15 protein-coding genes and 2 pseudogenes are annotated in these 18,444 nt (G+C 36.0%); 7 read left to right on the top strand and 10 right to left on the bottom strand.

Features of this window, described 5'->3' with window-relative positions; translation table 11 throughout:
• Positions 1–67: 67 nt before the first annotated feature.
• The 3 genes from OR571_RS20185 (at position 68) to OR571_RS20195 (ending at position 3,814) form a co-directional block, all read left to right on the top strand.
• Complete coding sequence (locus OR571_RS20185) at positions 68–877, top strand: YgaP-like transmembrane domain (protein WP_282245510.1); 810 nt, start codon at positions 68–70, stop codon at positions 875–877.
• 201 nt (positions 878–1,078) lie between these two features.
• Positions 1,079–2,467: a TldD/PmbA family protein gene (locus OR571_RS20190; protein WP_282245512.1), complete on the top strand. Its 1,389-nt coding sequence runs from the start codon at positions 1,079–1,081 to the stop codon at positions 2,465–2,467.
• Positions 2,468–2,470: 3 nt separating this feature from the next.
• Entirely contained in the window at positions 2,471–3,814 is a 1,344-nt protein-coding gene (locus OR571_RS20195; RefSeq protein ID WP_282245514.1) for a TldD/PmbA family protein, read from the top strand.
• Positions 3,815–3,959: 145 nt separating this feature from the next.
• Here the strand turns inward: OR571_RS20195 and OR571_RS20200 are convergent, their stop codons facing one another.
• The 4 genes from OR571_RS20200 to hprK form a co-directional block, all read right to left on the bottom strand.
• The gene (locus OR571_RS20200) at positions 3,960–4,847 is read right to left on the bottom strand and encodes an agmatinase family protein (RefSeq protein ID WP_282245516.1); all 888 of its coding nucleotides are present in this window, start codon (positions 4,845–4,847) and stop codon (positions 3,960–3,962) included.
• A complete protein-coding gene (locus OR571_RS20205; protein ID WP_282245517.1) occupies positions 4,831–6,234 on the bottom strand; it encodes an APC family permease in 1,404 nt (467 codons plus the stop codon). Before OR571_RS20205 ends, OR571_RS20200 begins: the two co-directional genes overlap by 17 nt.
• A gap of 185 nt (positions 6,235–6,419) precedes the next feature.
• Entirely contained in the window at positions 6,420–7,802 is a 1,383-nt protein-coding gene (locus tag OR571_RS20210) for a sigma-54 interaction domain-containing protein (RefSeq protein WP_282245519.1), read from the bottom strand.
• 241 nt (positions 7,803–8,043) lie between these two features.
• On the bottom strand, positions 8,044–8,973 hold the full coding sequence (hprK, locus tag OR571_RS20215) for an HPr(Ser) kinase/phosphatase (RefSeq protein WP_282245522.1): 930 nt from the start codon (positions 8,971–8,973) through the stop codon (positions 8,044–8,046).
• Positions 8,974–9,133: 160 nt separating this feature from the next.
• Here hprK and OR571_RS20220 point away from each other — a divergent pair, with 160 nt between their 5' ends.
• A complete protein-coding gene (locus OR571_RS20220; RefSeq protein WP_282245524.1) occupies positions 9,134–9,808 on the top strand; it encodes a DUF421 domain-containing protein in 675 nt (224 codons plus the stop codon).
• A 49-nt stretch (positions 9,809–9,857) separates the two neighbouring features.
• On the opposite strand, the gene OR571_RS20225 is transcribed toward OR571_RS20220, so the two are convergent.
• The gene (locus OR571_RS20225; RefSeq protein ID WP_282245526.1) at positions 9,858–10,748 is read right to left on the bottom strand and encodes a LysR family transcriptional regulator; all 891 of its coding nucleotides are present in this window, start codon (positions 10,746–10,748) and stop codon (positions 9,858–9,860) included.
• A 122-nt stretch (positions 10,749–10,870) separates the two neighbouring features.
• Between OR571_RS20225 and OR571_RS20230 the strand changes: the two genes are divergently transcribed.
• Both OR571_RS20230 and OR571_RS20235 read left to right on the top strand, forming a co-directional pair.
• Positions 10,871–12,061, top strand: coding sequence for a coenzyme F420-0:L-glutamate ligase (locus tag OR571_RS20230; protein WP_282245528.1), 1,191 nt, complete (start codon positions 10,871–10,873; stop codon positions 12,059–12,061).
• Between the two features lie 174 nt (positions 12,062–12,235).
• The gene (locus OR571_RS20235; protein WP_282245529.1) at positions 12,236–12,769 is read left to right on the top strand and encodes an ECF transporter S component; all 534 of its coding nucleotides are present in this window, start codon (positions 12,236–12,238) and stop codon (positions 12,767–12,769) included.
• 133 nt (positions 12,770–12,902) lie between these two features.
• Here OR571_RS20235 and OR571_RS20240 read toward each other — a convergent pair whose 3' ends face one another.
• From OR571_RS20240 to OR571_RS20255, 4 genes and pseudogenes are all read right to left on the bottom strand, one after another.
• Positions 12,903–13,973, bottom strand: coding sequence for a sensor histidine kinase (locus OR571_RS20240; RefSeq protein WP_282245531.1), 1,071 nt, complete (start codon positions 13,971–13,973; stop codon positions 12,903–12,905).
• The gene (locus OR571_RS20245; RefSeq protein ID WP_282245533.1) at positions 13,970–14,647 is read right to left on the bottom strand and encodes a response regulator transcription factor; all 678 of its coding nucleotides are present in this window, start codon (positions 14,645–14,647) and stop codon (positions 13,970–13,972) included. Before OR571_RS20245 ends, OR571_RS20240 begins: the two co-directional genes overlap by 4 nt.
• Before the next feature lie 20 nt (positions 14,648–14,667).
• Positions 14,668–16,415, bottom strand: a pseudogene (locus OR571_RS20250) (ABC transporter ATP-binding protein).
• Positions 16,416–16,771: 356 nt separating this feature from the next.
• Positions 16,772–17,360 (bottom strand): annotated as a pseudogene (locus tag OR571_RS20255) (NAD(P)H-dependent oxidoreductase).
• A 117-nt stretch (positions 17,361–17,477) separates the two neighbouring features.
• On the opposite strand from OR571_RS20255, the gene OR571_RS20260 reads away from it, so the two are divergent.
• On the top strand, positions 17,478–17,906 hold the full coding sequence (locus OR571_RS20260) for a MarR family winged helix-turn-helix transcriptional regulator (RefSeq protein WP_282245535.1): 429 nt from the start codon (positions 17,478–17,480) through the stop codon (positions 17,904–17,906).
• Between the two features lie 73 nt (positions 17,907–17,979).
• On the opposite strand, the gene OR571_RS20265 is transcribed toward OR571_RS20260, so the two are convergent.
• Positions 17,980–18,288 carry a hypothetical protein gene (locus OR571_RS20265; RefSeq protein ID WP_142537677.1) on the bottom strand — a complete coding sequence of 103 codons (309 nt, stop codon included), beginning with the start codon at positions 18,286–18,288 and terminating at the stop codon, positions 17,980–17,982.
• Positions 18,289–18,444: the final 156 nt, after the last annotated feature.

Below are 18,444 nucleotides of genomic sequence, written 5' to 3' on the forward strand. Positions count from 1 at the left end.
GGGATTCTAAAGTTGAAACGGAAAAGGATAAAACATTGTTAAACTACAGATTGGAGGATTTACACAGATGACAAAAAGTCAACAAAACCTGAGTCCTAGTGCTGCCTTTGCCCGTTTCATGTTGGGCTCTGTCCTAACCGCTTATGGTACGGTTAGAATGTTACGTGAACCAAAGAGCAGAAGCGGAAAAATGCTTGTTCTATTTGGTTCCATGAAAGTAGCAGAAGGTGCCACTAAATTTTGCCCTACTAAAGCGATGAGTAATGTGATGGACAAAATGATGAGTGAGAACACTTCGCAAGCATCTTCTACAGGTACCAGTGCATCTATGAGTAGTGAATCAGGGTCTCAACAAAATGCTTCCAGTAACAGTTCGAGTCAAATGGGTGGAAACCTTATGCAGATGGTTGGTAGTCTTGCTCAAAAGCTAACCGGTGCAAGTGCGACTCAACAAATGGCTAGCGGGACAAACGCTCAAACTATTGGCAACATCGCTCAAACGGTAGCACCTAAAGTTGGTCAATTCGTGAACGATGTAGCATCCACCATGGCGGGATCACAAAACGCTGCTGGAGGAAATAGCAACGGAAAACAAGCTACTGCGACAAGCGGAACACCTAGCAAAGCAACAACTTCTAATGCGAATGCGAATACCCAGAATGCTACAAACGGATCCGCAAACGGGAATAAAAACGCTTCTGCAAATGCAGACAATACGAAAACGGCTTCGGCTACAAACAGCACGAAGAAGCAAACCACCTCAACAAATAGCAAAAGCACACAAAAAACTGACACTGCAACAGTTGATGCTTCTGTAATTAACGCTACGTCCAAATCAGCTGCCAATAACCCAAATATCCCCAATATTCTTCAGTAAGCAAAAACATGTCACCGTAATTGCGGTGGCATGTTTTTTTATTCTTAGAATATCAAGGGAGCCCCTTCTATCGATATTAGCTATACTACTGAAAAAATTAACTTAATCATATGTAAGTGACTGAAAATACTAAATTATTTTTCTAGTAAGTGTATTCTTAAAAACCTTAAGCTATAATTATTAGTTGAAGGGGGAAAAAATATGATTAAACAATCCATTATTGAAAATGTGTTAGAAGCCGCACTCTCGAATGGCGGTGATTTTTCAGAAGTGTTCATTGAAGATAAATATGTAAACAGATTGGAATTACAAAGCGGAAAGATAGAGAAAAGTATATCCGGTCGCGATTTTGGTATTGGTATCCGTATTTTTTCAGGTTTGCAAAGTATTTATACTTACACGACTGATTTTTCTGAAGAAGGCTTGTTGCGAGCTGCAAAACGAGCAGCGCATGCTATTAAAAATGGAACAAATGGAACTATCCATCCACTTCGAAAAGAAATGGTCCTTCCTATTCATCAAATTGGACAAATGCCAAAAAATGTGGAGCATGCTCGAAAAGTAGCCGTTATGAGAAAGGCAAATGAGATTGCTAGAAATTATGATGAACGAATCCGACAAGTCGGACTACGTTATATCGACGAAGAACAGCATGTGCTAATCGCCAATTCAGAAGGCAAATTTGTGGAAGATACTCGCGTCCATAGTAGGCTATCCATACAAGCGACCGCTTCTGACGGTTTGGAAATGCAAACTGGATTTTATGGACCGGGAGCGCATGCAGGATTTGAATTTATTGAGAATTTAAATTTGGAGCATTATGCAGGTGAAGCTGCACGTATTGCTATAACAATGCTTGGTGCGGATGAATGTCCTAGTGGTAAATTCCCTGTCATTATTGATAATGAATTTGGCGGCGTTATTTTTCATGAAGCATGTGGACACGGACTGGAAGCCACTTCTGTCGCCAAAAATAATTCTGTTTTCGCAAATCGAATAGGCGAAAAAGTTGCACCTGATATTGTGACATATATCGATGACGGTACTCTGCCAAATGAATGGGGTTCCTTAAATATCGATGATGAAGGCGAAAAAACACGCAAGAATGTCTTAATAGAAAACGGGATTTTAAAAGGTTATCTGATCGATAAATTTAATGCCCGTCGTATGAATGCAGAAGCAACAGGATCTTCTCGACGTGAGTCTTACCGATTCAATCCAACTTCTCGTATGACAAATACGTATATTGCTCCTGGGACGTCGACACCAGAAGAAATTATTGCATCGACTGAAAATGGCCTATATGCAAAATATATGGGTGGTGGTTCTGTTAATCCAGCTACTGGCGATTATAATTTCGCTGTTTCGGAAGCTTACCTCGTGAAAAACGGAAAAATTGACCGACCTGTTCGTGGTGCAACCCTTATTGGAAATGGGGCAAAAACATTGCAGCTTGTAGATAAGGTCGGCAATAACTTAGCCCATGGAGCAGGAATGTGCGGCTCTATAAGTGGGAGCTTACCAGTTAATGTCGGGCAGCCGATGATCCGTATCAGTGAAATTACAGTCGGTGGGACAAAGGGGGAATAAAACATGCAAATCACTGAGTTTCAAGAAGAACTACTTAGTAAGGCAATAGATGCTGGTTTCCAGGAAGCGGAAGTGTATTATGAACGTTCGGAATCATTCCAATGTATGATTTTTGAAGGAGAAATTGATAGCTACGAAACGTCTGAAGAAGGCGGTCTTGGACTTAGAGGTCTTTACAACGGAAAAATGGGCTACGCCTATACAGAAAAAATCGATGAAGATTCCATCCCTTTTTTAATTAAAAGTGCAAAAGCAAATGCAGATGTCCTTGATGAAGACGATGGTTCGGATATTTTCGGTGGGAGTAAAGATTATCCTAATCATACGTTTTTTAGCGAAGAGCTTGCAAATATTCAAATCACCGAAAAGATTGAACTCATTAAATCTATTGAAAAGAAAGTGCTCGCATACGATCCACGGATTGTATCGCTTAACTACTGCGTTCTCCAAGATTTTTCTGGTGACCGTATCCTAGCTAATAGTAAAGGCCTTTCATTGAAAGAAAAAAAGAATGGTATAGTTATCTTCATTTCCGCAGTCGTCAAAGATGGGGAAGAAATGAAAACAGGTAGTTTTATTAAGTTAACTCGTGATTTCGGTTCTCTCGAAGCCGATAAAATTGCAAAAGAAGCAGCAGAAGAAGCATTGTCTTATCTCGGTGAACAGTCCATTCCAACTAGAAGGTACCCGATTATTATGCGACATGATGCAGCAGCGTCGTTACTTGCGACATTTACACCCATTTTCTCAGCTGAAAATACACAAAAGGATCAGTCGCTCTTGAAAGGTAAAGTCGGGAAAAAGGTCGCATCGGATATCTTTACTTTGCTGGATGATCCCTTCCACCCTGACGCCGTTGCGGGATCTAATTTCGATGGTGAAGGTGTTGCAACTAAAACAAGAAGCATCGTTTCAAACGGGACTCTAGAAACATTACTTCATAACCGAAAAACGGCAAAAATCGATGGTGTAGAGACAACAGGTCATGCACATAAAACATCTTATAAAAGCACACTTACTATAGCACCACTAAATATGTTCATCGCACCAGGTGAAAAAAGTCAGGATGACCTAATTGCTTCTTTAGATAACGGGGTCCTCATTACGAACCTTGCCGGACTTCATTCCGGGACAAATACGATTTCCGGAGATTTTTCGGTTGCGGCTACGGGCTTTCATATAAAAGACGGAAAGATTTCCTCTCCCGTTAAACAGATGACGATTGCTGGTAACTTCTTCGATCTTATAAATGATATTGAAGAGATTGGATCCGATTTACATTTCCGTCCAGGCGGTTACGGTTCTCCTTCATTACGAGTAAAAGAACTCTCCGTTACAGTTGATTAAGTAAAATACGGGACACCCTCCACTTTCGAGGATGTCCCGTATTATAAAGGATTGATTAACCTTTCCTTTAATCTACTAGTCTTTTAACAATCTACTTTAGTTTTGCTATTCTTGCGACAAGTCCCATTAACTTCCTTCCGATCTTTTATTCGCTTAATCTTTCTACTGCGCAATCAAACATAATTCGCGCAGCAAAAGTTGTAGTAATATCCTGAAAGTCATACAGTGGATTTACTTCAGCTATGTCGAATACATCTATTTCTGAGTAGAGAAGATCTAGCATTGTCATACATTGTACAGGAGTTAAACCTCCAGGCTCATTAGCACCAGTTCCCGGAGCGTAAGCAGGATCTAATACGTCAATATCGAAAGTTAAATAAATTTTATCTACATCCTCTAGAGCCCTCATCGTCTCTCTAACTACTTCTTCCGGTGTACTTTGATGAACCTCTCTTGCTGTAATTTGTTTAATACCGCTTTCTTTTAAGTAAGATTCATACCAAGGATAATTAATACTGCGAACCCCAATCTGTACAATATGCTCTGGGTTCACTCGTGGAAGTTCCAGTGCTCTACGCATTTGACTACTTTGTGAAAACCTTCCTTGTATTGGAGATTCGTCAACCAAATCCAGGTGAGCATCAAATTGGATAATACCAATCTTTCCTTCCGTGCTATCATGTAAAGCTTTTATCACTGGATATGAAATAGAATGATCTCCTCCTAAAACAAATGGAAATACATCATTATTTAATAATTCGTTAACTTTCCTTTCTGCATTTTGAAATGTAATCTCTGTACTGTAAGCAGCAATATCGATATCTCCATAATCTTGTATACCATTTTCTTGTAGCAGATATGTTTTTCTCTTTTCAACATTGTATACTTTATTATCTTCTATTCGATTCATAAACCACGAAAATGCTTCACGTATTTTCCCAGGACCAAAACGAGCACCAGGTCTTCCTAAAGAGGCTCCTCCATCCCATGGAAATCCGACGATACCAAATTTTTGTTTACTCAATTGCTCCATCCTCTTTTCTTATAATTGTTGTATGCAATACGACTTCTTTTTTCTGACGAAATGTATATAATAAAACTCCTAAAAACATCCATGAGATAAATAATATATACTCAATTTTCCCCATAGAAATCGGGGTACCGGGAATAATCATCAAAACTAAAAACAAACCCGAAAATAAAGTAGCAATGTAAGCCATTCTAGTACCACCAGGGATCTTATATGGGCGATCCATGTTTGGATGTGTTTTTCGAAGTTTCACGCTACTCAAAGCCATACAAAACCAAGCAATTAGAAAAGATATCCCTCCCATTATAATGAATGGAAGAAGAACACCACTTCCTAATAAAATACCTAGAATAGTGACGATAGTCATAAATAATAAAGTCACATGTGGAGTTTTATACTTTGGATGACTCTTTGAAAAAATATCAGGCAAAAATCCTGCTTTTGAAAATGAAGAAATCAATCGACTTCCAGCTAATAAAAATCCATTAAATGTTGTTATTACCCCCATCAACGCGCCAAAGGATACAATGTAAGGTAAAATTTTTGAGCCAGTCGTTACTTCGAGAGCATTAATTAGTGGGAGAGTTCCTAATCCCCCTATTTGATTGGCTGGCATAATAAAACTCGATGCAATAATGATTAATATATAAAGAACTCCTCCAAGAAGAATTGTTCCAACTATAGCCTTTCCTAAATTGGAATAATTGATTTTGCTTTTTGCTTCATCTACTGTTTTTGGAATTGTATCAAATCCATTCATAAAGAAAAGAATAGCAGACATTGCTAAAACTATACTGCTCACTTCGCCCTTTGAAGCAAATAAAGGACTAATATTGTTTGCATCCCCAATAAAAATTCCACCTACAATAAAGACAATAAACGTCAAAATCATCATTAATGTCGCGGTATTTTGAAAAATGGTAGATTGCTTTGTTCCTTTCCAGTTCATGTACACTATCGTTCCTACCACAATCAGGCTAACAATCAACTGTGGCAAATAAACCTGATAGGTGAAAACTGTATATAGTGGAATAGAATTTAGAGCTGGAAATACATAGCTAGCTAAAAGGGAAATTGAAATAGCCACCCACGGTAATATTATTAGGTAACCAAGAATTAAGAACCATCCACAAATAAATGCTGGTAATTTTCCCAAAGCCTTAAACGTATATGCAAATTCTCCGCCCGATACTTTTAGACTTGCCGTCAATTCGCCGTAGACAAATCCAATTGGAATAATCATACACATCGTAAGAGCTACTGCAATAATTGCTCCAACACTACCAGCTGTCGACATCCAAGCTGGAATAGAAATAACCCATCCAATTCCAATCATACTTCCAAATGCTAATCCAAAAAAATCCTTCGTAGACATGCCCTTATCTTTCACCTAGAAACCTCCTTTTTAATTACAGTTTTTTAAACCTGTAAAAGTAATATGCAATTTTCATGCCAAAATTTATTTATACTCAAATATTTGTATTAAAAAGAGGGATACTAATAGTTAACTAGTTCATATAATATTTATTTTTATCTTCTTTACCCCTTATAATTTATCTAAGGTGTAAGAAAATTCTACATTTCTATTTCATTCTTTGTTATTTCATACTTATTTATTTTGTAATAAACTGTTTGTCTTGGAACTTTCAGCAATCTTGCAGTCTTCGAAATATTATAGTTTGTCATAGTTAATGTATCTTTAATTATTTTTCTTTCGAATTCATCCATCATTTCAATTAACGAATGACTCTTCGTCGAATTGTTTGTAGGCAATACTTTTTCTGAGGTAATTATATATTTCGGAAGGTCTTTAACCATAATAATATTGCCGCTAACATTATTAAAAGATGCCTCAATACAGTTCCTTAATTCTCTAACATTCCCTGGCCAATCATATGTATTTAAAATCAGTTGAGCATCTGGATGAATAGACTTTATATTCTCTTTAAATGCTTGATTAAAGTAGTTAATAAAAAAATCGCTTAGATAGTTAATATCCTCTTTTCGCTCTCTTAAAGGAGGGATATTGATACTAATTACATTCAAGCGATAAAATAAATCCATTCTAAATTTGTTTTCTGCAATTAACCTTTCGGGATGTTCGTTTGTTGAGGCTATAATTCTTACATCTAACGGAATATTGGTATGACTTCCTATCCGTCTAACACATTTCTCTTCAATTACTCTTAATAGCTTAACTTGCATATCGATAGGCATCGAATTAATTTCATCCAAAAAAATAGTACCTCCATCAGCAATTTCAAAAATTCCTTTCTTCTCTTCAGCTCCAGTAAAGCTTCCTTTTGTTGAACCAAACAAAATACTTTCAATCAATGTACTGGGTATGGCAGCACAATTTTGAGCAACAAAAGCTTTCTCACTCCTATTGCTTCCATTATGAATAGAATGTGCAAACAATTCTTTCCCTGTACCCGATTCTCCGTATATAAGAATATTGGAATCTCTTGAAGAAGCTCTTTCTAATATTTTTTTAGTGTTTTCTAACTCTTTATTTGTTGTAATAATGTCATCATAGGTATATTTTGCTTGAAGTGATGAATAATCAGCATTATTAGTTCTATTTTTATTGTTCTTTTTGTCAGGCTCTTTATCCACATTAGTCGAGACAATCACGGCGCCTATTAAAGCGGATTTATTTTTTAGTGGAAAAGCGGAATTTACAGCATTTACTGTAAAGTTTTGGTCAACTTCAACCGTTTGAAATTCATTAACTATTGGTTCACCCTTTTCCAATACTCTTAGTAGTGTACTAGTCTCATGCGTTAACCATGGGTATAATTCTAAAAATGGTTTACCTAAAACATCGTTACTCCCAAATTTATTACAAACATCATTATAATTGTTGTAATACAATACGTTTCCATTGATATCCACGATGCAAATTACATCAGTCTGTTTAAAATTCTTTTTCATTTGATTAAGTTGGTTAGTATACATTTTAAATCCTCCTATTATAAAGTGTAGAATTATCTTACACTTTTTCTTTATATTTTGACAATTTAAAATTTAAATTTATCTATTATGTATTTTAATAGTTTTAAATGCAACAATCACAAACCTTTATTCATTTTTATTCATTGAATTTAAGTTACTACTATTGATTAATATAATTTTCATTCCTAATAAAAAACCTACCCTTCTCTCACATAAATGTAGAGTTAAGGATAGGTTTTTCAAATCAGTTTTTATTAGAGTTATCAAAATCCTGCTCCAGCCGTTTCACGAATTCTTCAGCTGCACTATAGCCTTGCTGCTTCAAATACCAGTTATTTGCCGCGGCTTCTATTAAACCAGCAACATCTCGACCTGGCTGTAATTGGATTTGGATATGTGGAATTTGTACCCCCATATATTCCGTAAATTTCATTGCTAATTCAAGCTCGTTATTGAGTGTGTTATCCTCCCATTTGGTTAACTCGATATCTAGTGCAATTCTTGTTTCATCTTGAAATGCGGCTCTTCCGTATAACCGCACGACATTTAATAAGCCAATACTTCGTAAAGCAAGAAATTCTTTGTTTTTTTCATTATGCGAGCCTAGCAATGTTTGGGGGCTCAGCTTTTTCAAAACGACAATATCATCTGCTACTAAACGATGTCCGCGCCCGATTAAAATATGGGCAGTTTCGCTTTTTCCGACACCTGATTTACCGCGCAACAAAATCCCGATTCCAGCTACATTCACACAAACACCGTGGATTGCGATTTCTTCTGCCATCGCCTTTACCACATAAGCATCTAACTTTGCGCTTACCTCACTTGTTGAGTCTTGGGTACGCAATACTGGAATCTTTTTTTCCACGCAATATTGGATTAATCCAAGTGGCTCATCTTGGTTGGATGTGATGATAATACATGGTGGATCATATTGAACAATGTTACCGATACGTAATTTGCACTCTTGATCTGAAAGGGTATGTAAGTAATTTATTTCATTTTTCCCTAAGATTTGGACATGCTCAGTCGCAATAAAATCAAACTTATCCATAAATTCTAGTCCAGGTCGACGAACTTTCGATTTTTTCAGTACACGATGTAACTGATCCTGCCCTGTTAACACATCAAATGAAAATGTACGGACGATATTTTCAACTGTTATGATTTTCATATTATCTCTCTCGCCTTCTAAATTCCCCGTTAAATATTAGTAATAATACCTTATTAAAGTATACTTCACAAGTGTACAAAACATGAATATTAAACAAGTGCTTACTTAGAAGAGAAAGAGGGTATACCATTGTATACTATCCGAATGGAGGAGATCTTAAGTGTATTTAGATACATTAGTGAAACTTACAGTCGGACTTGCCGCATTAATGATTGTTATCCGCCTTCTTGGTAAAAAAGAGCTTGCTCAACTGACACCGTACGATTTTATATACACACTCGTGCTTGGTGGAATACTAGAAGAAAGTTTATTTGACGAGAAAATAAAAATCACTCATTTTCTGTTTGCAATCGCTTTGTGGGCAGTCCTTATATTTCTTATTGAAAAAGCAGCCAAACAATGGAACCCTGTTCGGATACTACTAAAAGGAGAACCCGCTCAGCTGATAAGTAATGGTGAGTTAGACATGAAGAAATTTAATAAGCATAATCTCGAAATGGAACAGCTTCGTTCTGCGCTAAGAAAACAAGGTGTCTTCTCTCTTCGTGAAGTACGCGATCTGTTTCTGGAGCCCGGAGGAGATGTAACGATTAATAAATATGCGGATTATGAAGCAGTAAAAAATGGAGATATCCAAACAGAAGCAAGCGATCAGGAACCGACTTCACTATTGATCGATGAAGGGGAAGTGAAAGATGATATATTAACTACAGTCGGAAAAGATCGTACTTGGTTAATAACCAATCTATCTGAGCAAGGGTATACAAATCTTAAAAACATCGCTTATTGCGATTGGTCCGAAACAGAAGGATTTTTTGTAAGGCTTTATGAATAGAGGCTATCAAACAATTAAGTTTGATAGCCCATTCTCTTCCCTAACTTTATTAATCTTGCCCATTTTCAATAATCTCTACAAACTTTTTGGACGCTTGAGATAAGGATACACTCTTTAAAAAACATACCCCAACACTTCTCTTTGGTATTTCTTCTACTAAAGGCACTTCATATAATAACCCTTTTTTTATATATTCTTGCGAGAATTCCTTTGTAACACATGCAATACCTAAATTTATTTTAGCGAATTCTAATAACAAATCATGAGATCCTAATTCAAACTCAGGAGCTATCTTTATCCCTTTAGAAAATATATAATCCTCTACGTACTTTCTAGAAATCGAACTGGGTTCCAATAATATGAGTGGGAGTTTCACCACTTCTTCTAGGTTTGTTGGCTGAGAGAATAGATTTTTATATTTTTCACCACAAACAAATACATCGTGTATATCCATACATGGAATTTGTTCTAATGTTGGATCATCGATTGGAAAATTACAAATCGCAATATCAATTACACCTGATTTTAACATCGAACAAAGCTCTAGTGTTGTACCGTTCTCAATCTTGAATTTTATATTCGGATACTTCATATGAAAGGCTTCTAAATAGGGAAGTAAATAATATCGCGAGATCGTATCTCCTACCCCTATTGTCAATTGCCCAGCTGTTAAATGCTTAAATTCAAGCATCTTCTCTTCCCCAACATCGATTAAATTCAAAGCTGAGCTCACATATTCAAAAAGGAGACTCCCTTCATTTGTTAAAGAAACTCCTCTTGGTGTTCTATTAAAAAGACGGATGTCTAACTCTCTTTCTAGCTGCATGATAGACTGGCTAACAGCCGGTTGTGTCATATAAAGTTCCTTTGCAGCCTTTGAAAAACTTTTACTAAGGGCAACCCTCCAAAACACTTTGTATAAATCTAATTTACTAACCATATAAGCACCTCTTATACCAGCTATTTGATATATTCATTTTACTTATACCATTAATAACCTGTATAGTACAAGTAGGTACGATTTTAAAATAAATTTTTTGTGCTTATTAAGGAGCGATCATTTTGGAAAGAGTTGTAGGAACAGTTGTAAGAGGACTTCGTTGCCCTATCATCAATCAAGGAGATAACATCGAAGAAATCGTTGTAGATAGCGTATTAAATGCTGCAGAGGTAGAAGGATTTACAATTCAAGACAAAGATATCGTTACGTTAACAGAATCCATCGTTGCACGTGCGCAAGGAAATTATGCAACGATTGAACATATCGCAAAAGATGTGGAAGCAAAATTTGGAGAGGAAACTGTTGGCGTTATCTTCCCAATATTAAGTCGTAATCGCTTTGCAAACATTCTTCGCGGTATAGCAAAAGGTGCTAAAAAAGTTGTATTAATGCTAAGCTATCCATCGGACGAAGTTGGCAATCACTTGGTAGACATAGATTTACTTGACGAAAAAGGAGTAAATCCTTGGACAGATGTTCTAACAGAAAAACAATTCCGTGATCATTTTGGCTATATTAAACATACGTTTACTGGAGTCGATTATATTGAGTACTACAAATCATTAATCGAAGAATTTGGTGTGGAATGTGAAGTAATTTTCTCTAATAATGCAAAAACTATTTTAGATTACACGAAAAATGTTCTTACTTGTGATATCCATACAAGATTTAGAACGAAAAGAATTTTGAAAGCAAATGGCGGAGAGAAAATTTACGGCCTGGATGATATCTTATCTACATCTATTGATGGTAGTGGATTTAATGATGCATATGGTCTACTTGGATCAAACAAATCAACAGAAGATAGCGTGAAACTTTTCCCACGTAATTGTCAGCCTCTTGTTGATAAAATCCAACAGATGCTAAACGAAAAAACAGGTAAAAATGTAGAAGTTATGGTATACGGAGATGGAGCTTTCAAAGACCCAGTCGGTAAGATTTGGGAACTTGCAGATCCAGTTGTATCTCCTGCTTATACAGCCGGACTTGATGGCACACCAAATGAAGTGAAGTTAAAATACCTTGCGGATAATAACTTTGCTGATTTAAGAGGCGAAGAACTGAAACAAGCTATTTCAGAATTTATCACAAATAAAAATGAAGATCTTGTCGGTGCAATGGAAGCACAAGGGACAACTCCGAGAAAACTGACAGATCTAATCGGCTCTTTATCTGATTTAACTTCTGGAAGTGGCGACAAAGGAACACCAATTATCTTCATTCAAGGTTATTTTGATAACTATACAAAATAAAACATACTGCTTATAAGATGAGATATTCGACAAGTTAATTGTCGGATATCTCATTTTTTAATCCTAGAACAATAAAACTGGCCCTTAAGTTTTGTCCTAAACTGACGCTTTTACAAGTGCCATAATTTTGATAAAGTTATCGACAAATACATAAAGAAAGACAGGTATAAAATTATGAACTCAATTAATAGTTATTCGAGAACGAATACGACCGATTTAATCATCACTTCGATGTTAATTGCGCTCGTGTTTGTTGCAACAGTTCTTCTAAATATTAAACTACCTATCTCAGCAAACGGCGGTTTAGTTCATCTTGGTACAGCTATGCTCTTTATCGCTTCTATTTTATTTGGTCCTAAAAAAGGGGCAATTGCCGGAGCTGTTGGTATGGGGTTATTCGATTTAATGATGGGATGGACTTTGTGGGCGCCATTCACAATTGTTGCTCGAGGTCTACAAGGATATATTGTTGGAAAAATTGCTTGGTCAAATGGTCGTAAAGGAAACAGTTATGTCTTCAATCTAGTTGGGACAATCTGTTCAGTTCCTGTTATGTTAGCTGTGTATTATATTTGTGAACGGGTTATATTTGGTAGCTGGATTATTCCATTAGCTTCTATTCCCGGCAATCTCGTTCAGATTGTTGTAGGTATGGTTATAGCTCTTCCAGTTTGTGTTGTGTTGAAAAAAGTGCCTATTTTTAAATAATCATTTTAAATCCCTCTTCAAAATAGGAAGAGGGATTAACCTATTGTATTAACCATAAAATTCTTTGATTGCTTCTAATTGAAGTAACCAAAGAATTTTCCCGCCGTAGTCTATCGGAAAATGACTAGAATAATCACACCAAATCGCTTGAACGCTGCTTTAAAGGCATTATTGTAATAAATTCTGTGCTTTCCGCAAGCTTACTTTGAACCGTTATACTTCCGTCATGCATATCTACTATTCTTTTCACTATGGAAAGCCCTAAGCCGCTCCCGCCATTTACCGCTGTTCTCGATTTATCCGATTTAAAAAACCGTTCAAAAACATGCTTCTGATCTTCTTCTGTCATTCCTATTCCATTGTCTTTGACAGAAATAATCGCTGTTTCGTTTTGTTTCCTCATATGAATGCGAATGGTTCCTCCATTGGGCGTAAACTTAATACTATTATTAAGTAAATTCATCCATACCTGATTCATCAAATCTTCATCCGCTACTATAGTCACTTCATCTAGCTGAATATCCATTTCAATATTTTTACTTAACCAGCTTGGCTCACAAGCTAACACAGCGCTTTTCAATTGTTTATCTAGCCTATATGATTTCGGTTCGAATGGATGATGCTGTGATTCTAATGACGTTAGTTTCAATAAATTATCACTAATCTTTGATAATCTACTACTTTCCATTTCGATGATTGTTAAATAATGAAGTCGTTTTTCATCGGTCATATCAATATTTTTCAGCGCTTTCGCAAAACCATTAATAGATGTTAACGGAGACTGAATTTCATGCGAAACATTGGAAATAAATTCTTGACGCATCTTCTCCATCTCTCCTAGTTCAACCGCCATATTATTTATCCCACTAATGAGCTGGCCAAACTGATCCCGTTCATTTGCTTTAAAATCTAATTTTACATTAAAATCACCAGTGGCCATTTGTCGCAAAGCCCCTACAATCGAATCCCAATAAACCCGCTGTCTTTTAGAACCGAACAGAAAAGTAATGATGGCTGTACACCAAAAGAAAATTATTACCCCTATTACAGTGATGAGTTGCTGCCAGTACCCTTGAGGATACTTTCCAATCCAATCATAAAGAAAAGAGGTTAAATGAAAAGAAAAGAACGAAAAAACAGTAGTAGCGACAAGAAATAGTACAATCACCGCTAGAATCTTGCCTATAAACTTCCAATCACTCATAATTCAAGCTCCAATCGATACCCAAGTCCGCGAATCGTACGTATCGTAAACCCACTTTCTTCTTCTGGGAATCTTTCACGGAGCCTTTTAATGTGCACATCTACTGTTCGCTCATCCCCTTCATAATCGAATCCCCAGATTTCTTCTATTAATTGCTCACGTGAAAATGTTTTTCCAGGATAACTTGCTAATGTAAATAAAAGCTCAAATTCCTTTAATCGTAGCGTAATATTTTCATCCAAATATACCAGTTCGTACGTATTGCGGTTCATCTGAAGATGGCCAACTTCAACTGTTTGAGATAAAGAAATACGGTAACGCTTTAAAATGGATTTTACCCGTACGATTAACTCCGCTGGTTCAAAAGGTTTCACCATGTAATCATCTGTACCAAGATTAAATCCTTTTACTTTTTGAGTCGTTTCTCCTTTTGCCGTCAGCATAAGAATCGGTAAATCCTCCTGATACATTCGTATTTCCTTACACAACTCCCATCCGTCCATGTTCGGCATCATAATATCCATAATAACCATATCAATCTTTTCCGACTCAAGCTTGGACAGTGCATCCACACCATCCACCGCTCCTAGTACGCTAAATCCCTCATTTTGCAAAAACACTTTTATCAGCTCTCTAATATGTTCCTCATCATCTACAACTAATAGCTTTGTCATAGCAACAAATCCCTTCGCACTTATTCCTCAATTCGCAATTGTTGTTTGGCAAACTCTCGGTACATGGCATGTGTTTGAAATAGTGTATAATGTGTACCACTTCCCGTAATATGCCCGTTCTCCATAAATAAGATATTATCTGCATCCACAACCGTAGAAAGACGATGAGCAATTACTAGTGTCGTTCTGCCTTTCATTAAATTATCGAGTGCTTTTTGCACATAAATTTCTGATTTACTATCCAGGCTTGAAGTCGCTTCATCTAGCATTAAAATTTGAGGATCACGTAATAATGCTCTGGCAATTGCAATCCGTTGTCGTTGGCCGCCGGAAAGTTTAATCCCTCTTTCCCCTACTTCTGTATCAAATTTATCTGGAAGTGCTTCTATAAATTGATCGGCATATGCCATTTTCGCTACTCTTTCAAGCTCGGTATCATCCACATTCTTTTCAATTCCATAACAAATATTTTCGCGTATCGTCCCAGATAATAGTGCACTTTCCTGTGCAACATATCCAATTTTACTTCTCCAAGAATGTAAGGAAAACATATCAATTGGAGTATCCCCCAGTTTAATATTTCCTTTTGTTGGTTGATAATACCGCTCTAAAAGAGAAAATGTTGTCGTTTTCCCACCACCACTTGGTCCTACTATAGCCGTTACTTTACCCGGTTCAATCGTAAAACCGATATCCGATAAAATGTTCTCTTCTCTGTATGCAAAGTCTACATGATGCACATGGATTGGTTCATTAACTACTTCTAGCTTCTTACCTGCATGTACATTTTCTTCATCATGTTCTAGTACTGTACTAATGCGTTCCGTTGCCCCCATTGCTTTTTGAAGCTGCGTAAAGAACATCGTTAACTGTGTCATCGGAATAATAATTTGAATTAAATATAAAATAAACGCGACCATATCACCAGCAGTTAGCTCTCCTGAAGAGACACGTACACCGCCATATCCAATTATTGCAACGAGTACAATCATTAGAACGAAGGAAATTAAAGGACTGATCAGCGCATGTATTTTCGCTTCTTTTAATCCAAATTGAAATAGATTGGTAATCCCTTTTTTTCCTCGCTTATATTCCAAATCCTCTGCATTGGAAGCTTTCACTAAGCGTGTTTCCGGTAAAACTTGATTCAACACAGCAGTAAATTTTGCTGTTTCGTCTTGCATCCCTTTTGAAATTACATACATCCGTTTACCGAGTAGCATTAAAATAACCATCGCAATCGGGACTGCGATCAGCATTACTAATGTCATTTTCCAATCCAAAAATAGTAAAATCGTAACAGAACCGATAATTGCAATAATTCCTGTTAAACAATTCGCAAGATGTTCTGTAATAAGCTCTTTCACAACAGAAGTGTCATTGGTCACACGACTTAGCGTCTCACCGGTATCATTCTCGTCATAATAAGGTATCGGTAAATGGAGTAATTTTCTCCATAATCGATCTCTTAAATTGGCAACTACATGATGACCAACACGATTTAATAAATAAATCGAAAGCCCACTTGCGATCGCTTGCGCAACAAAAGCAATCACTAACAAAATAATTTGCCAATAGTTTAGAGAATCAATCGAAAATCCGTCTACTAATTGCTTGGTGAATAATGGGACGATAAATCCTACCCCCGTTGTTGCAAAGCTCATACAAAGTGCAATAATTAATAGAAGCTTAGGTGGTTCCGTTTCTTTTATTAATTGAAAAATTGTCGCCAATTTTTTAATTTGTTTTCACTTTTTTCTTCTTTCATTGTTTTCTTCCTCCTAACAAACTCTTTTACAAAAGTTACTTTAACATCTCTTTATGAACTGAATATGAAATATAAAAAAGAAGAGACATCTTCGTTGCATGATGTCTCTTCTTGTAGTTGTTTCTATTAAAGAATATTACAGTTGAGTTCATATCCTAACTACAGCCAATGTACTTCCAGTTTCAACAACGAGTGAACGTCTTTTCTTTTTGTTTCCACAATCTTTCTTTTAATTAGTATAACATAATGAAAGTTTTATAAACCTCCTTCTACAATAGTTCCTACTACTCTTTTAAAAATACGTTTTTAAAAGTACCTCTCGCTTCAGAAGTTCCATTATAAAACAGTAATATTATTTAATCCTTCACTTTTTTAAAATATCGATATATCTTATTTAATTTTTTAATTTGCTTTCCATTGACATTTTCCATGTTACCGAATTACAAAAAACTTCACTTTTTTTATTCCAACAAAACTGAATAGGGCCCGTTTCATTAATATTTTATGTGCATTATTCAACCAAACAAATATGTAGTTTGTAGGTCCCTTCATAGTGGATACACATACTACTGATTTTCCTTTTAATAGCCCCTCGGGTATGAGACCCTTCTTATCCCTATAGGCAAAATTTGCAGCGAATAATTGATCAATATATCCCAGTAGCATCGCTGGAGGTCTACCCCACCAAATCGGATAAATAAAAACTATCTTGTCGGCCCAAGTAATTTGGTTTCTATATTTTTCAAGTTTCGGATCACAGTACATGTCACGTCTACGTTTATGCTCATTAAATTTGAGAAGTGGATCAAAGCCCTCTTCATACAAATCTAATAATTGTAACTCTTTTATATTAGGATTTTCATTACTACCTTCCATTACTTTCTGTAAGAATGCATAATTTAAACTTTTATGATTGGGGTATGTGTAAATCACAAGGGTATTCATCATTACACTCCTTTTACTTATCATTTGATAATTAATGATAGCACGAATTTTTTAGTTGTCAATTGATAATTGTTTTAGATAACCTTTTTGTTATGTTAGCAATAAGAGGTGAAAACTATGGACAAAAAAATTCTTTTTAATAAATGCATAACATTATTAACTTCTGTACATCGTGTGACCCATGAGTTAACACAAAACGCCAAATCGGAGTCCATCACACCAGTTCAATATAAAATTCTTGAATATATAACCGTTAGTCAGCCTGTTACTCCTAGCGATATTAGCGATTGTCAGCATATGTCTATGTCAAATACAAGTCGTGAGTTGAAAAAGTTAAGTGAAAAAAACTTAATCAAAAAAATAAGCGATACGGAAGATCGTCGAAAACAATATATTTGTCTTTCAAAAGATGGGGAGGCGCTGATGAACGAAGCCTTTGCAAAAGTTGAGTTACGTTTTCTAGATCGAATACGAAATGCTTCCAAAGAAGATTTACAAGAAATTGATCGCGCTCTCGATATACTTCAAACAAAATTATTTTATTAACCGAATATAAAAAAGTCCATCAGAAATCGATGGACTTTTCTTTATTTATAAGATTCTTTTTTCTATCACTAAGTTATGCAAAATCAGTTTTGTTAATTTCCGGTTTCGCAGCATCAATCATTAGAAAAATTGCTGAAATGATATGCATAATCATCCCGACAAATGGGATCCAAGCAATGCAAGAGGTAACAATCCCTAATACACTGCCAGTAATTGAACCCCCTTCGTTTTTAGTAAGAACAAGTGTAGTAATATGTAGTATCAGCATTACAAGTAAAGGCAACCATAAGAAACTAATCACTATAGTGGCTCCTAATATTGGTACACCTAAAATCGCCTCTAAACCACCAGTTACCCACTTTAACACTCTGGATGACGACATCCTCATACATCCCCTTTTAGATAATATTTTTAATCGGATATAATTTCCATTAAACATACCATATATTAACCAGTATGTCTGTAAACTTTCATAATTTTAGCGTTCAAAAAGTGTTTATGAACAGATACAGAAAATGGATAAGGGCTATCAAACTGT

It is taken from the genome of Psychrobacillus sp. NEAU-3TGS, from assembly GCF_029955155.1.
In the GTDB taxonomy this organism is placed as follows: Bacteria; Bacillota; Bacilli; order Bacillales_A; family Planococcaceae; genus Psychrobacillus.

Coding starts and splice junctions, on each gene's coding strand:
- OR571_RS20185 (WP_282245510.1), top strand. CDS start 68: ATGACAAAAAGTCAACAAAACCTGAGTCCTAGTGCTGCCTTTGCCCGT.
- OR571_RS20190 (WP_282245512.1), top strand. CDS start 1,079: ATGATTAAACAATCCATTATTGAAAATGTGTTAGAAGCCGCACTCTCG.
- OR571_RS20195 (WP_282245514.1), top strand. CDS start 2,471: ATGCAAATCACTGAGTTTCAAGAAGAACTACTTAGTAAGGCAATAGAT.
- OR571_RS20200 (WP_282245516.1), bottom strand. CDS start 4,847: ATGGAGCAATTGAGTAAACAAAAATTTGGTATCGTCGGATTTCCATGG.
- OR571_RS20210 (WP_282245519.1), bottom strand. CDS start 7,802: ATGTATACTAACCAACTTAATCAAATGAAAAAGAATTTTAAACAGACT.
- hprK (WP_282245522.1), bottom strand. CDS start 8,973: ATGAAAATCATAACAGTTGAAAATATCGTCCGTACATTTTCATTTGAT.
- OR571_RS20225 (WP_282245526.1), bottom strand. CDS start 10,748: ATGGTTAGTAAATTAGATTTATACAAAGTGTTTTGGAGGGTTGCCCTT.
- OR571_RS20235 (WP_282245529.1), top strand. CDS start 12,236: ATGAACTCAATTAATAGTTATTCGAGAACGAATACGACCGATTTAATC.
- OR571_RS20240 (WP_282245531.1), bottom strand. CDS start 13,973: ATGAGTGATTGGAAGTTTATAGGCAAGATTCTAGCGGTGATTGTACTA.
- OR571_RS20245 (WP_282245533.1), bottom strand. CDS start 14,647: ATGACAAAGCTATTAGTTGTAGATGATGAGGAACATATTAGAGAGCTG.
- OR571_RS20260 (WP_282245535.1), top strand. CDS start 17,478: ATGGACAAAAAAATTCTTTTTAATAAATGCATAACATTATTAACTTCT.
- OR571_RS20265 (WP_142537677.1), bottom strand. CDS start 18,288: ATGTCGTCATCCAGAGTGTTAAAGTGGGTAACTGGTGGTTTAGAGGCG.